This is a genomic window from Clostridium sp. 19966, assembly GCF_032335695.1.
Classification (GTDB): Bacteria; Bacillota; Clostridia; order Clostridiales; family Clostridiaceae; genus JACTOJ01.
In genome coordinates, this window is sequence record NZ_JACTOJ010000046.1 from 1 (window position 1) to 16,130 (window position 16,130).

The 16,130-nt window shown below is 32.5% G+C and carries 15 protein-coding genes; 3 read left to right on the top strand and 12 right to left on the bottom strand.

Going from position 1 to position 16,130, the window contains the following annotated elements:
• Positions 1-366: 366 nt before the first annotated feature.
• Positions 367-2,133 carry an ABC transporter ATP-binding protein gene (locus tag IAI10_RS23400; protein ID WP_315675733.1) on the bottom strand — a complete coding sequence of 589 codons (1,767 nt, stop codon included), beginning with the start codon at positions 2,131-2,133 and terminating at the stop codon, positions 367-369.
• 10 nt (positions 2,134-2,143) lie between these two features.
• Complete coding sequence (locus tag IAI10_RS23405; protein ID WP_315675734.1) at positions 2,144-3,079, bottom strand: GNAT family protein; 936 nt, start codon at positions 3,077-3,079, stop codon at positions 2,144-2,146.
• 152 nt (positions 3,080-3,231) lie between these two features.
• On the opposite strand from IAI10_RS23405, the gene IAI10_RS23410 reads away from it, so the two are divergent.
• Positions 3,232-4,419, top strand: coding sequence for an SAM-dependent methyltransferase (locus tag IAI10_RS23410; RefSeq protein WP_315675735.1), 1,188 nt, complete (start codon positions 3,232-3,234; stop codon positions 4,417-4,419).
• A 212-nt stretch (positions 4,420-4,631) separates the two neighbouring features.
• Here IAI10_RS23410 and IAI10_RS23415 read toward each other — a convergent pair whose 3' ends face one another.
• The 3 genes from IAI10_RS23415 to IAI10_RS23425 all read right to left on the bottom strand — a co-directional run bounded on the left by IAI10_RS23415 (position 4,632) and on the right by IAI10_RS23425 (position 6,522).
• A complete protein-coding gene (locus IAI10_RS23415) occupies positions 4,632-5,396 on the bottom strand; it encodes a tRNA threonylcarbamoyladenosine dehydratase (protein WP_315675736.1) in 765 nt (254 codons plus the stop codon).
• A gap of 92 nt (positions 5,397-5,488) precedes the next feature.
• Complete coding sequence (gene queF, locus IAI10_RS23420; RefSeq protein ID WP_315675737.1) at positions 5,489-5,986, bottom strand: preQ(1) synthase; 498 nt, start codon at positions 5,984-5,986, stop codon at positions 5,489-5,491.
• Between the two features lie 32 nt (positions 5,987-6,018).
• Positions 6,019-6,522: a QueT transporter family protein gene (locus IAI10_RS23425; protein WP_315675738.1), complete on the bottom strand. Its 504-nt coding sequence runs from the start codon at positions 6,520-6,522 to the stop codon at positions 6,019-6,021.
• A gap of 359 nt (positions 6,523-6,881) precedes the next feature.
• On the opposite strand from IAI10_RS23425, the gene IAI10_RS23430 reads away from it, so the two are divergent.
• Positions 6,882-7,412 (top strand): GNAT family protein, encoded by a 531-nt coding sequence (locus IAI10_RS23430; protein WP_315675739.1) that lies wholly within the window; start codon positions 6,882-6,884, stop codon positions 7,410-7,412.
• Positions 7,413-7,567: 155 nt separating this feature from the next.
• Here IAI10_RS23430 and IAI10_RS23435 read toward each other — a convergent pair whose 3' ends face one another.
• The 7 genes from IAI10_RS23435 to IAI10_RS23465 form a co-directional block, all read right to left on the bottom strand.
• The gene (locus tag IAI10_RS23435; protein WP_315675740.1) at positions 7,568-8,098 is read right to left on the bottom strand and encodes an alpha/beta hydrolase; all 531 of its coding nucleotides are present in this window, start codon (positions 8,096-8,098) and stop codon (positions 7,568-7,570) included.
• A 53-nt stretch (positions 8,099-8,151) separates the two neighbouring features.
• Positions 8,152-8,448, bottom strand: a complete 297-nt coding sequence (locus tag IAI10_RS23440; RefSeq protein ID WP_315675741.1) for a DUF2325 domain-containing protein — start codon at positions 8,446-8,448, stop codon at positions 8,152-8,154.
• Between the two features lie 137 nt (positions 8,449-8,585).
• Positions 8,586-9,746, bottom strand: coding sequence for an MFS transporter (locus IAI10_RS23445; protein ID WP_315675742.1), 1,161 nt, complete (start codon positions 9,744-9,746; stop codon positions 8,586-8,588).
• 125 nt (positions 9,747-9,871) lie between these two features.
• Complete coding sequence (locus tag IAI10_RS23450) at positions 9,872-11,140, bottom strand: MFS transporter (protein ID WP_315675743.1); 1,269 nt, start codon at positions 11,138-11,140, stop codon at positions 9,872-9,874.
• Between the two features lie 36 nt (positions 11,141-11,176).
• The gene (locus IAI10_RS23455) at positions 11,177-12,463 is read right to left on the bottom strand and encodes an MFS transporter (RefSeq protein ID WP_315675744.1); all 1,287 of its coding nucleotides are present in this window, start codon (positions 12,461-12,463) and stop codon (positions 11,177-11,179) included.
• 496 nt (positions 12,464-12,959) lie between these two features.
• Positions 12,960-13,361, bottom strand: a complete 402-nt coding sequence (locus IAI10_RS23460) for a hypothetical protein (protein WP_315675745.1) — start codon at positions 13,359-13,361, stop codon at positions 12,960-12,962.
• A gap of 13 nt (positions 13,362-13,374) precedes the next feature.
• Positions 13,375-14,643 (bottom strand): pitrilysin family protein, encoded by a 1,269-nt coding sequence (locus IAI10_RS23465; RefSeq protein WP_315675746.1) that lies wholly within the window; start codon positions 14,641-14,643, stop codon positions 13,375-13,377.
• Between the two features lie 586 nt (positions 14,644-15,229).
• Here IAI10_RS23465 and IAI10_RS23470 point away from each other — a divergent pair.
• On the top strand, positions 15,230-15,925 hold the full coding sequence (locus IAI10_RS23470) for a 5'-methylthioadenosine/adenosylhomocysteine nucleosidase (protein ID WP_315675747.1): 696 nt from the start codon (positions 15,230-15,232) through the stop codon (positions 15,923-15,925).
• Positions 15,926-16,130 lie beyond the last annotated feature (205 nt).

Genomic DNA, 16,130 nt, shown 5'->3' on the forward strand with positions numbered 1-16,130 from the left:
AGTATCACGGTTTAATATATTCTCCATATTTATTATAGTTTATATATTTTAACTAATCTCTTTATACTTTCTTTTTCTATCTTTTTCGCCATTTTTAACATATTGATACACTAGGTTGGGTTTTAATCGGGACAGTCAATCAATTTATGCAGTAGCTAGGGCTATTGACTGTCCCGGAGAGTGCTGACTCAAATAGCTTTTAAAGAAAAGAAGTTATTCCCTTCTTCAGTCTTAAAAGAAAACTTGTTTCAGAAAACACCGGGACAGGTCTTAGCTCCAAAGCCTTAGCTTCTTGTAAAGACCTGTCCCGATTAAAAAATCAGATGTTATCGAATCTTTAGAATTTTAAATCAACCAAATTCTTTATCAACATTCTTCTAGAGCATGACCTTCTTCATTTATATCATCAAACTGCATATTATAAAGATATGCATATACTCCATCCTGCTCCAGAAGTTCTTCATGATTGCCTTTTTCCTTTATGCCTTCATCAGTAAGCACTATTATTTCATCCGCATTTCTTATAGTACTTAATCTATGAGCTATAACAATGCTTGTACGATTCCTTGCAAGTTCATCTAATGCCTTTTGAATAAGTTTTTCACTTTCATTGTCAAGAGCTGAGGTAGCTTCATCCAATATTAATATAGGAGGATTTTTTAGAAATACTCTAGCTATAGATATACGCTGCTTCTGTCCCCCAGAGAGCTTAACTCCTCTCTCTCCTACATAGGTATCATATCCCTCTTCAAGGCTAATTATAAAATCATGTATATTAGCTTTTTTAGCGGCATCTATTATTTCTTCTTTAGTGGCATCTGGCTTTCCATAAGCTATATTTTCTCTTATGCTGCCAGCAAACATATATACATCCTGCTGAACCATTCCTATAGAATTTCTTAAGGATCTTAGCTTCATATCCCTTATATCTATACCATCTATAGTTATTTTTCCTGAGGTTATATCATAGAATCTTGGTATAAGATTGCAAAATGTAGTTTTCCCTCCACCTGAAGGCCCTACCAAGGCGATGTTCTTTCCCGCTTTTATGTCTACACTTATATCATCAAGTATGTCTATCTTATTGTTATATTTAAAGCATACATTTTCAAACTTTATATTTCCTACAGGATTGTCATATTCTACAGCATTCTCTTTATCCTGAATATCTGGCAAAGTTCCAACTATTTCAGTGAATCTCTGGAAGCCTGTTATTCCTCTTTGGAATTGCTCTGTAAAATTAACTAGCTTATCTATAGGCGCAAGGAATATATTTATATAAAGAATGTAAACTACTAAATCCGATAGACTTAATAGTCCCTTGCTAATAAAAATGCCTCCCGAAAGTACTACTGATAAGTAAAGCATCCCTTGAAAGAAACCATTTCCTCCATAGAATTTTCCCATTAGAAAATAGCTTTCCTCTTTAGTTTTTAGGAAAGCATTGTTTCCATCACTAAATTTTTTGTTCTCTATTTCTTCATTGGCAAAAGATTTAACCACTCTTATACCTGCAAGGCTATCCTGTATTTGTGCATTAACTCCTGCAATTTTTTCTCTGTTTCTGGCAAATACATCTCTCATGGAACTATTATAAAATAATGAGAATACTAACATGACAGCGGTGATAGCTAAAAGTATTAAAGTGATTTTTACATTTATGGTTAAAAGTATTATGAAGGATCCACCTAATTTTAAAATGGATATAAATAAGTCCTCTGGACCATGATGAGCAAGCTCCGATATATCGAATAAATCTGTCACTATCCTTGACATTAGCTTACCAGTATTATTGTTGTCATAATATGAGAAGGGAAGTTTTTGAAGATGCTCGAAAATATCTTTTCTCATATCCGCCTCCATTTTTGCTCCCATTATATGTCCCCAAGAGGTTATAAAATATTGGCAGAATAATCTTGCTACATACATAAATAAAAGGGCTACCCCTAAATATATAACATATGTTAAGATTTTACTCTTATCCGGCATGACATATACATCATTAAGCAGATATCTCACGATAAGCGGAAATACCAAATCTACTCCAGATAATGTCATGGCACAAAACATATCAGCCAAAAATAAACCTTTATAAGGCTTATAATAGCTTATAAATTTTTTTAAGGTTTTCATCAAATTCCTCCTAAATGTTATTATTAATAAGATAAAAAATCTTATGGTCTCTCCAAGCTCCATTTATGAAAAGGTATTTTTCACTTACACCTATATTCTGAAATCCGCAGGCTGCAAGTACCCTTTGTGATTTTATATTATCTACCAGAGTAGATGCCTCCAGCCTATGCAAGTCCATATCGTTAAAAGCATAATCTATCATGAGGTTTAATGCTTCTTTCATATATCCCTTACCTTGGTGATCAATATCCATAGAATACCCTACAAAGCAATTTCTGAATACGCCCATGACTATATTGCTGAGTTGTATTTTCCCAATCAAGCCTTCTTCGTTAAATATTCCGCAATTTATGGAAAGTCCGTTTAAAAATTGCTTGTAGCTTTCCATAAGGATGTTCTTTTGAGTTTTGATGGTATAAAAAATTTCATCCCTGCTAGGCTCATAGGCCTTTAAATGATTTTTATTTCGGACATAATAATTAAGCATAGCGTCGCTATCCTCTGGAGTCAAAATTTTCACTTCAATATTTTTTCCTTTGAGTCTAAATATATTGGTTCTTTTTCCTATATCAAATGCTAGCCTATCTATACCAAAAACAAAGTTATTTTTTTGTATTCCATCTTCTATAATAGTATTTTCCAGCATTCCTTCCAAATCACAGCCTATATCTGTAAAAGCTATAGTGTTAATATCTTCGTGGACAAAAAAAATTACCTTATTGGTATTAGTAGAAAAGAAGATTTTAGTTAAAAATATTTTTAAAGCATCTCTAAGCATAATATTGTTTTCTTTTCTGTAGTAGCTTATTTTTACCATGTAAAATTTATTTTCGGGCTGATGATCAATTACCAAAAATCTGCCTACTATAATTCCTATGTTATCCTTAATTATATATTCACTGCTGCTTGCTAAATTATTTTCAACTGTCACGCTGCCGTTATTCACACACCATCACACTCCAGTAAATTAATATGTACATAATCCACTTCAAATATTATACTATATATGTTGGTAAATATATATTGAGATTTAAAATTAATTACATATATAAATTAACAAATTTATAATTTTGAATCATTTTGAAAGGCAGAGATAATATGAATAAACAGAGTATTAATAAGATTAAATTGTTCTTGATGGGTCTTAGTAATAGATTTGAAGAAAATAATAATATATTTAAAGGGATTTATGTAACCTTCAACGCTGGACTTAAGCAATTTACAGGGGTAGGACATTTTAAGGAGGGCAGTATAAGCTACAACTATAATGGTAAGACTGAGTTTCTTAGCTTGTCAGACCTAGGAAGCAAAATAGCTGAAGAATGTGAAAAATATGATTCAGTATCCATTCTTTACAGAGAAAGAGGCACCGATATACTCATATCTGGTGATAATAAAAATGTAAAAATGACCTCCAGCGACGTTAAAGAAGAGGAGGCTGTTACTTCAATTGCTAAGGAAGCTTCTCCTGTAGGTGAAACCTCCACACTTTTGAATAGAGATTACTATATAAAAGTTGGAAAAGCTGATGCTCTATTAAAAGAAATAGGTATCATGAGTAAGGATGGAAAAATAAAAAATGACAGAATAAGAAAGTACAATCAAATAGACCACTATGTAGAAGTGCTGGATGGAATATTAGAAAGCTTACCCAAAACTGAAACTATAAATATTCTAGACTGCGGCTGCGGCAAGTCCTACCTTACCTTTGTTCTTAATTATTACCTAACAGAGGTTAAAAAGAAAAAATGTCATTTTATAGGTTTAGATTACTCAGAAAAAGTAATTGAAGCCTCTAAGCAAATGTCTGAGAATCTAGGTTATAGAAATATGGAATTTCACGCTGTTGATATAAAGGAATATAAAGCTTCTAAAAAAATTCATATGGTTATCTCGCTTCACGCCTGTGACACTGCCACAGACATGGCTTTAGCTTTCGGTATAAAGGTAAAGGCAGACGTTATCGTATGCGTACCCTGCTGTCATAGAGAATTGCTGAACCAGTACAGCTATGCACCTTTTAAAGGCATAACAAAACATGGAGTATTCAAAGCAAGGCTTGCAGATGTGCTTACTGATGGCATGAGATCCTTGATGCTGGAGGCTAAGGGTTATGATGTTTCAGTTGTAGAATATATATCTCCTCTAGAAACCCCTAAAAATATAATGCTTCGTGCTGTGAACACAGGAAAAGAGAATGATACTGCCATGGATGAATATATGAGCATGATGGCTTCTCTAAATGCTTACCCTGCTCTATATGCTTATCTTCAAGAAGAATTCTAAAAAAGTGATCCTTGGTACCCATAATTTATAAAAGAGCATACCTTACAACTAGATAAGTAGATATCGCGATATCTACTTATCTAGTTATAGTTTTCTATCCCATTAATTAAATTGTTAAAATTATTTTCAGTAACCCTTAAACCAAATAAAAATGAGCCCTTGAAGGCTCATTTTACTTTTCCATACTTTAATTTGTCTTTTATATTTTCAGGTTAACCATTTAGTCCAGTTAAATCCTTAATAACTTCTCCTGCTATTATCATACCTGCCACTGGTGGAACAAAAGAGATACTTCCAGGTATCTGCCTCTTCACCGTACATTTTTTGCTTCCATTATTGCATACGCAGCCCTCTTTGCAGGTTATGACTTCATCAAGTTTAGGTTTTCTTGGAGCTTCTTCGGAATAAACCACCTTCAAGCTGTCTACATTCCTTTTTCTAAGCTCATATCTCATAACTTTAGCTAGTGGACATACCTTTGTTTTATATATGTCAGTAACTCTAAATTGAGTTGGATCAAGCTTATTTCCTGTTCCCATAGAGCTCATTATATTTATATTATGCTGCTTACACCATACCACAAGAGCAAGCTTTGAGGATACAGTATCAATAGCATCTACCACATAATCGGTATCTTCAGTTATTATATCACCCATGTTATCTTCATTTACAAATATCTGATGGGTTATTACCTCACATTTAGGGTTTATCAGCATAACCCTTTCCTTCATGGTTTCTACCTTGCTTTTACTTATGGTTTTAAAGGTAGCATGTATCTGTCTGTTTATATTAGTTAAGCATATAGTGTCATCATCAACTAAAACAAGAGTGCCAACTCCTGCCCTTGCTAGTGCCTCTACAGTAAAGCTTCCAACTCCACCTATACCAAAAACTACTACCTTGCTGTTTTTTAATTTATCTAACGCTTCTTTACCTATCAATAATTCTGTTCTGGAAAGCGAATGTTGAGTTGCCATATATAAAACTCTCTCCTTTGTTATCTTCTAATGTATAAATTATTATATCATTATACATAACACACTGCAATTTGTGACAATTAAAAACCTTTCTACCTGTTATCTATCTTTTCAGGATACATATCATGATAAAAAAGCCTTTTTTCAGCAACGCCTTCCCACTTGGTACCTTTTTTACCGTAGTTAGCGTAGGGATCTATGGAGATTCCTCCCCTTGGAGTGAACTTACCCCACACCTCAATATATTTAGGCTCCATAAGCTTTATAAGATCCTTCATTATTATATTTATACAATCCTCATGAAAATCCCCATGATTTCTGAAGCTAAATAAATAGATCTTTAGAGATTTGCTCTCTACCATAAGTTCCTCTGGCACATAGGATATATATATTGTAGCAAAATCCGGCTGACCGGTCTTTGGACAAAGGCTGGTAAATTCAGGACAATTAAACTTCACAAAATAATCATTTTCTCTGTGTTTATTTACAAAGGTCTCTAATGCTTCCGGTGTATAATCAAATTTATATTGAGTTCCCGCTTCTCCTAAAAGAGATACCCCTTCTAATTCTTCTTTATTTCTTCCACTCATATGCTTCTCTCCTTACCTAAGTGTTTAATCTTTTAAAACATACTTCTATTCTTAACCTGCTTTAATATTATCACTCCAAGTATGGCTGGTACTATTTGCCCTATACATAAGCTTATAGCTAAGGCACTATAAGGTATATTAAGTATTTTTGAAAGCCATATAGGAACAATAAGCCCTGGCCCCAATACTAGTGGCGCTGCTGCAAACCAATCATTTAACTTCAACTTTTTTATTAGATAAACTGCTGCTCCAGTGACAACTCCTACTAAGAAGCCTCCTCCAATGTCATATATCCCCATGCCTCCCATTAGAGTATTACTTAGCATATTTGCTATTCCTAAAGGTACTATCAAAAAAGGCATGGCACCATTTAGTGCATATAAAGCTGTAGCTATCCTGATTTGATACTGTCCAAAAGCAAAGCCTTGAGTAAAGTACATCAGCACTGCATAAAGAGCTATCACCACTCCAGATACAGCAATTCTCTGAGTGTTAGATATTTTTTCCTTTGATAATAAATTTGTCTCTGTTTTCATGTTAAACCTCCTAATTGTTATAAGAAGCTTTAACCAATCCCATGCTGAAGGCAAATATTCCATCTAAGAAAGCTCAAATAGAAAATTCCCTACACAACAAAAAAAGGCGCTAAAAGCACCATCAATACACATTACCAGCACTCCGCTATTTTAAGCATAAAAATCTATACTCCTTAAGCATTGTTAACAGCAATACGTTAAAATCCTAGTTTTGTTTATAGACAGGATGGTTTCGAACTGTCTTATTAAGTTTCAATTCATTATATTATATTTATGAAGCAAAAACAATACAATTGATATATATGCTATTATATGATATAAATTACATATTAGTATTTTTATATAGGGGGTGTATTTCTATGTACGTTGGTAACAAAGTTAGACTTAGGGAATACAGAGAGGACGATGTAAAAAAAGCTTGGGAATATATTAATGACAGCGAAACAAAAAATCTGCTGACACCAGGCATACCTTTTCCATTAACATTTAACGAAGAAAAAAAATGGTTTGAAAGTATTTCTTCCTCTAAGGATACCTATAATTTTGCTATAGAAACCCTAAGTGACAGCAAATATATTGGTGGCTGCGGAATAAATAAGATAGATTGGAAAAACAGCGTAGCTATAGTTGGTATCTTCATAGGAGATAAAAATTACTGGGGTAATGGCTACGGAACCGATGCTATGAAAACCCTGATTAATTTTATATTTAATGAGATGAATATAAATAAGATCAGACTTCATGTTTATTCCTTTAATAAAAGAGCTATTAAAAGCTATGAGAAATGCGGATTTAAACAAGAGGGTATCTTAAGACAAGAGATATTTAAAAGCGGAAAATATTATGACGAAATTGTAATGGGAATTCTAAAAGAAGAATTTTTTAAATAGATTTAGTCAAAATACTTCAAATTATCTTGCTTAAAAATTATGACTAGGATATGTTTTAAGAGCATGTTGATATAGACTTATGATCATTAAGAAACTCTAAGGATAATATCAACATCTTAAAACAAAGCCAATAAAATAAAAGTATTCATAATAAACTACACTCTTGATAGAAGCTTTTGAAATAAGGCATAACCTTCATCCCATTCTCCAATATTAGAATCACTGTTTATATGACCTTTTCTGCCCACAGAAACTGTTTCCAGTCCCCACTTTTCACCCAAAGCCTTACAGAACTCACCTGTGGAATATGGATCGTTCTCACTGTAAACAAGTATTCCTGGTATATTCAAATTAGTTTCCTGCATTCCTTTAAAGGACCCTAAAAATTCTTCAAAAGCCTCTTTGTTTAAGTCAGGGGGCGCCACTAAAAATATTGCTTTTGTATGCTTTCTGATTATTGGAAGAGTCTTAGCCACCAATATGCAGCCTAAACTGTGAGCCACCAATACATTATCTTCATCGCTTTCTTCTTCTAAAGCTTCTGTTAAATTTTTAGACCAATCTGAATACTGAGGATCAGCCCATTCTTCTTGATTTATTCTCTGAAAGCCATATTTTTTCTCCCAAATACTTTGCCAGTGATTACTATCGGAGTTATTAACGCCTGGTATTATCCTTATTTTCATATCGCTCACCTTCTTATGTTTTTCTAATTTTTGTTTATGCTTTAAAACATAGTTTAATTCTTTAAACTTATAAATTCGTTAATATGATTTTCTATGTAGACCCAAGATCTCTTTGTAAATATAGTTTTTGCGTCCATCTTCTTGCTGGCTTTTTTCACATTATGCATAACGCTGTGATTTATATAATCCACCAAAATAATTATTAAATCAATATTTATTCCCTTCATTTTTTCATTTATCTTCTGATAATCTTTTCTTCCTGTTATATGCTGAATATTTTCAAAGCCTTTTTGTTTAAGCTTGTTTTCTATAGTACCAAGATTATCGCCCCCTATTATTAACGCATTCATTTATATCCCCCCAATCTAAAATATTTCCTACTATTTCGATATGTTTTATAAATTATAGTATAATATTTCCCTTGAGTCAATATATATAATCTAAATTTTCAAATTATTAATATAAGGAGCATTTTCAGAAGTTATTCTTAACAATTCATTTTATTTGACGCTTTATTTTCATATTTGTTTAAACTTCTATTCATAGCTATAGCAGAAGAAGTTGCACTTACTCTGCCTAGAATTTCTACAGGAACCTCACTCTGTTTTATTGCTGATATGCATATATTAGCCATATTTACAAATACCAACATGACCAATCCATTAAGACACAAAAATATAAATGGAGCTATGTTTTTGCTTCCAAATAGATTCAAAAATACTCTAGAAGAATTTAATGCCATAAGAAGTGTAATAAAGCTACATCCTAACAGCGTAATAAGAAAAAGCTTATTCATTTTCAATTTCTTGGAAAGTATTCCTATAAGTACAGGAGAAATAAAACCTCCAGCTACCATTATAGTATTTAATAATCCGTACTGAGCATTACTGATTTTAATAACTTGTTTAGCTATATATGGAAGTCCTACATTTATCGCTGGATTGAAAAACAGATTTATTATAAATATTGTAACAAGTAAATTTCTAAGCACCGCTGTGTCTTTAATGCATTTTATTCCCTCTGCAAAATCATATTTAAATTTACCAAAGCTAAAGCTTTCTTTTTCTTTTGTTATAGCCGGAATTTTTAAAAACAATTCAAATACAGCTGATGACCAAAAGCTTATTACATTAATGAGAATTATTAATGTAATACTTGCTCTCCCCATGAGGGCTCCTGCTAAAAGAGGTGAAATTACTTCTCCTATAGAAAGCAAAAGAGAATTTATAGAATTTGCTTCTAACAGTTCCTCCTTCTTAACTATTAGCGGAAGAGCTGAAGACATTGCTGGATTAAATAAGCAGGATATTACTGAAAACATAATAACAGCAATATAGATTTCATACATTTTTATGCTTCCGCTTCGAGATGCAATCCATAAGCCTAATGCCACTATACCCGAAATAGTATCTAATATAACTACTATTTTTTTCTTGTCAAACCAATCTGCGAAAACTCCCATTAGTGGGCCTAATATTATTTTAGGAATAATTGTAACAGCAAGAACGGATGCAAATTTGGTACTTGATCCAGTTATATTAAGCACATAAAGTGCCAAAGCAAAATCCTGCATCTCAGTTCCTATTAATGATATAAACTGTGCTGAATTTAATAAAAGAAATTGTTTATTTTTTGCTAAGCTTCTCATCTTATATACCTCTTTCTTAAAAAGCCATTTTATAGCCATGTCGGTTACATTAAAATTAGCAGTGAATTTTTCCAGCCGCCAAAGCCTTTACCAACACTTTTTTAGATCATAACCTCTACTTAAACCTAAGCTTCACTGCTTACTTCATAAGCTTCATTAGTCTCGTTAGATTTTTTATAAAATGCCGCTACTAGAAAAAACACAACAGCATCTATTATGACTATAAAATAGCTTGGAATACTGTCGAACAAAGCTCCAAATACCATTTGCCCCAAAGGAGTTGCAGCACCTGATATGGTAGCCATTACTGCCATAGCTCTTCCCATATATTCTTTAGGAATGTTCTGCTGAAACACAGTTGATATGAGTATATTGGCAACTGCCACAAAAACTGCCACCATAAAATTAGCAGCTATGTAACTTCCGTAAGGGAAAATATTTGTTTTGAAGCTTCCTAGATAAAAAGGCATTATAGTTATTGAAGATATGCCAATAAAAATGCCAAGAACTATAAAAATATAAACCAGCAATCTTTCGGTGGCTATCTTTTCAACCATTTTACCTGAAAATGCAGCCCCTATAAGCATTCCAACCATGAGCACGCTATCAAATATACCATACTGCATATCAGTGACCTTTATGACTTTTTTGCAAATGAAGGTTACTCCCACAGAAAACATAGGATTAAATGCAAAGTTTATTATAAGACAGCTGATAAGAATCTTTACTAGTTGTTTTTTACTGAGCATAAATTTTATTCCGCCAGTAAAATCTGACTTAAACTGGCTGATTATAGATTGATTATCATGGACAGGTTTTACATATGGAATATTTACAAACGCCTCTAAAAGAGCACAGGCAAAAAAGCTTATTGCATTCACTAGCAAAGTCATATTTATTCCCCAAATTCCATACACTACCCCAGATATCATTGGTGCCACGATACTTCCTGTATTACTAACCAACGAATTTACGGAATTAGCTTCCACCAAGTCCTCTTTTTTCACTATGAGAGGTATTACAGATGAACCAGTAGGATTATACAAGGCTGATATTAAAGATAAAAGTATTACGCTGACATATATGTATGCAATCTTCATTCCACCAACTAAAGATAGTAACAGCATAATAGTAACTATAATTCCGCTTATAAAATCTAATAAAACTAATATTTTCTTCTTATCAAACCAATCTGCCAAAACGCCTAAGGCTGGTCCCAATATAATTCTTGGAACAGCAGAAATTGCCAAAAGTGATGCAAAGGCAGTTCCAGAGCCTGTAACCTTTAATATATAAAGGGAAAAAGCAAAGCTCTGCATGTAAGTTCCTATAAGAGAAATAAATTGTCCAATTATAATAAAGGAAAGATTTCTGTTTTTTAATAATACTTTCATTTTTATACCCCACTTATATAAATTTAGTAGTACATATTAAGCCTGACTCACTGCACTTTTTTCTTCTATTTTTTCTGTGTCAGCTTTGTCCAAATCTCTCATAGCAGCCAATGTGAAGAAGAGAAGTATTAAAGATGGAAGCAGCACACATATGGACGCAGCCACATGATCATACATTATTCCAAAAACCATTTGTCCTAAAGGTATAGCTCCCATGCTTATAGAACTTAATACTGTACCTACTCTGCCCATCATATGTAAGGGAACCTGTTTTTGAAAAAATGCTCCCATGGCAATATTAGCCACGTTAACAACAAGTCCTACTAAAAACACAAGTGACACTAAAGCTATATAAGGTACTGTATTAGCTGAAAATAGATGCAAAAACGGAGAAAACGGAACTACTGCCATACACAGCATTAATGTAGATACTATCAATATGTCGTAATAAAGCATTTTCCCAATTGTTACTTTTTTCCCTATAATGCTGGATAGGAATGGAGCTACTAGCATAGATGAAACAAATACAGATTCCACCATACCATATTGGAAATCTGAAACCTTTAGTATATTCTTATTTATGTAGGTAATGCCCACGGAAAACAAAGGTGATGCCAAAAAATTAATTAGCAGACAGAAAATTATTATTCTAAATATTACTTTTTTATTTTTTACAAAAAGTATTCCCTCACCAAAATCATTGAAGAATTTCTTAAAGGTTATTTTATCAGGTGCCTTATTAGTTTTAGGTATATTAATGAACATTTCGCAGATAGCTGAAACTATAAAACTTATTGAATTTATTACAAAAATAATGAAAATGCCAAAAATGCCAAATAAAATTCCGCCTAGAGCTGGGGCAATCAAATTACCCATATTCATAATAAGCGTGTTAACAGCATTAGCATCTAAAAGCTCTTCTTTGTCTACAATAGTAGGTATTATAGTCGATGCTGCTGGCTGATAAACAACTGAGCACAGAGTTATTGAAATTACTAGGGCGTATATAAAACCTAAGCCTACTTTGCCGTTAACCGCAAATATGATTGCATATAGAGCAACTAATATTCCTTGAATTATGTCCATATATACTATTATCTTTTTTCTGTTAAGCCAATCTGCAAAAACTCCTGAAATTGGTCCTAACACAAGCTGAGGAATTAAAGCTACAGCCAAAACTGATGCAAAAATCGACGCCAATCCTGTGATTTTCAAAACATACAAGGACAGTGCAAAGTCCTGTAGCTGAGTTCCAATTAAAGATGCTGTCTTTGCCAGCATGAGAAGTGAAAAATCTTTTTTTCGAAATAAATTAAGTTTCATATTTCCCCCTATTTATACAATATTGTAAAAATTACGTCCATAAATTTATAGTTTACTATTATGTAATTATATTGTAAATACATTTGTAATACCTATACTAATTATTATCAATAATTAATTTTTAGATATTAATTTTTTGTTTTTTAGCAAAATATAATAGAAATTTTGCACTTTCACTTTTGGTAGTATAATCAGAACTTATTTTGAAAAAAAGATTATAAAAACAGCTTAAACGATTTAAAAAACAAATTACTTGAATTTATTTCTTTAGATCTAATACCTAAGAACAGCATATTAGTCTTAAAGCTGATTCAATATTACAATTATGTAGGTGACAGCGAGAACATTCAAAACATACTAAATTTTGTTCTTTAATTATAATGCAGCTGTTTAAATAAGTGTAAGGATTAACACTTATTTAAAACATAGCCAATCATAAAAAAGCCTTAATTCTTATTGTATAACACAAGAATTAAGGCTTTTTATATAGCTTTCATTAATATTTCTGAGAACTGTTAATATTTTCGGTTAACGCATTGGTTATGGCAACAAAATGCTCAGCTATGATACTCATATTCTTATTGCTTTCATCTTCAAGCTTTGTAATGTGCTTAACCAGTTCCATATTAGTATCTGCTAAAGAATATGTCTTCTCTATTTTTCCTGCTGAAATAGCTGTATGAGCAATTTTAATCAGTTTTGCCTCCAGCAATCTGTTTATGTAAAAATCAATTGAAAATGTGGGCAAATTCAGTTCTTTAGCCAGTTCTTTCGTGGTCTTGTTGCCAGTGATCAAAATAAAAAAAATATCTAGGGCTTTTCCAACAATGTCCTGCTGCTTGATATGCTTATTTTCATTTATTAATGATGTCTCATAAATGCATTGTATCTCTGTCATATTATCCCTTCCTTTAAATCCTTAGTACAGCTATTGCCTTTTCCATATTGAAATTTCCCACAGCAGCAAACCCCATATTTTCTTCTACAAAGGTACTGTTAAAAGTATTATGTAAGCTCTCTTTTTCAATTCTTCTTATAGCAGCTGCTTCCTGTTCAGGAGAAAATATTTTTTCATAAGAAAAAGATTTTCCTAAAAGTTTCAAGTGGTTTATAATATCGTTCATTTCAATTAATCTTCTCGTTTCCAAGCTTTTTTTAGCTCTATTAATCTCTCTATCAGTAAAACCACTATTTCGGATTTTTTGTAGTTCCTCAGTCATAATATTTATAACATCATTTACATTCTTATTATCGCATACTATTTTAAAGCCTAATGTACCATTATTTTGAAAAAAATCCGTAAAGGACTCTATACTATATGCAACCCCTCTTTTAATTCTCATTTCTCTAACCAATCTTGCCTGTAAACTAACCTCCCCAAGTATATCTGCTATTATTTCTAAGTTTATTCTTTCTTCGTCATTATAAGCAGGTGTCCTAAAACCCACGGATATAGAAGCTATATCCCCGCAATTTTCATTAAAATATATACTTGTATGGTCATTTACCAGATTCAAAGTTCTTTTACTAGCTTTATCTCTCCAGCTCCCAAAATATCTATTAACAAATTCCAATGCCAAAATGTAATCAATATTCCCTATTATTACCAAAGTTGAATTAGATGGAGTATAGGAAGCGCTTATTATGTCTAATAATTGCCTCTTAGTAGCTCTCTTTATATTTTCTATTTCTCCATAAACAATTCTTCCTATGCCTACATTACCCCACAATGCTTGGCTAGTTCTATCCTTCATTTGTTCAAAGGAGGAATAAAATTTTATCGTTTCCTTTAACACAGTCTTTTTCTCTCTCTCAATAAATTCATCACTAAAATCAAAATTATCCTCCGTAACCATGCTGCCTAATGTTTCTATACAATTTTCTATCATATCTGGCAGCCCAGTCATATAGAAGGAGGAATATTCCTTAGTTATTTGGGAATCTAAAACCACTCCGCCAGCTAGTGCAAAATTAACAAGCTTTTGAAATCTTTCATTTTCACAATTATCCTTATGAAAAACCAAATGCTTAATAAGGTGTGATAATCCGTTTGTAAGATCATCTTCATCTTTGCAGCCCTGCTTTACCCATAGACCGCATGCAATATTTCTCGAGGTTGGAATTCTGTGCATTATAACCTTAAGTCCATTCTCTAAATAAACACTAAATAAATCATACAAAATCATCACCTGCCTTTGACACCAATATATACCCTTTGAGAAAACCTGCATAAATGTAAATTTATTATTTTACTTAAATATACCATTTTATTTTACTGTAGTAAAGTGTTTTTCTTACTTTTTGTACTATTTTGTCTGTATAGTAATTATATATAAGCTTATATTTTAGGCTATGTTTTAAAAGGATGTTGATAAAGGCGTTTTTCGTCTAGCATGGTTTCTTTCAGAACCCATGTAAGAAACTCTAAGGGCCGCTTTGTTATAATTGGCTACCAATTTTATTGCGCCATCCATGGCGCTAAAATTGCTTTGCCCGTCCTGGGCAAAATTACGCCAATTATAAGTCTCAATCCCTAAGAGTTTCTAGAACTTAAACGATAATATCAACATTTTAAAACATAGCCTCCCGAACTGAAGGAAGTTTTAAATCAGTGTAAAATCAACACTGATTTAAAACAGAGCCATATTTTAACGAATAGCTTTGTGTTATAATTATTTATGGTTATGAATTAAATCTAAAATAAGCATAAAATTTTATTGTTTATTTAGAATGATTACTATTATAAAAATGTTAGGAGGTTTTTTCTTGAAAATAGGAATAATTGGTGCCATGGATGAAGAAGTAAAAATACTTAAGGAAGAAATGGCTGTGGAAAATAAATTAACTAAAGCTATGATGGAATTTTTCGAAGGAAAGCTTTGGAATAGAGACGTAGTAGTGGTTACCTGCGGTATAGGCAAGGTTAATGCCGCCGTTTGTGCTCAGATACTATGTGATGATTTTAAGGTTGATAAGGTAATAAATGTGGGAGTTGCCGGAGGTATAGGAGAGAATATAGTTCCAGGTGATGTAGTGGTAGCAGATACACTAGTTCAGCATGATTTTGACACCTCTGCCTTTGGTGATAAGCTTGGTCAGATATCAAGAATCGGTACCTTTGATTTTAAATGCGATGCATCTTTAGTTGAAGCCGCTAAAAATGCCTGCAAGGATTTTCATGAAAGCAATACTTTTGTGGGAAGAATAGCTACAGGAGATCAATTTATAGCCAGCGTAGATAAATTGAGATGGCTTAAAGCTGAATTTGGAGCTCTTGCTTGTGAAATGGAAGGTGGCAGTATTGGTCATGTATGCTATCTTAACAACATACCTTTTGTGGTTATACGTTCCATATCGGACAATGCAAACACTGGAGCTCATATGGACTTTGCAAAATTTGTTCCTATAGCTGTAAAAAATTCTATACATATACTTAAGAATATGTTAGCTTCTATACAATAAAAAATGTGGCAATAATGCCACATTTTTTATTGTAGGTTTTATTTTAAATAAGTGTTGATTTTTACACTTATTTAAAACTTCATTCCATTGGGAAGAGGCCACTGAAAAACTGACAAAATAAAGCCGTCATCGCGAAAGTGATGGCGCTTTTACTTTTCATCCATAAATGACCTTAACAAAAAGGTTTTACGAAAGACACGTCGAA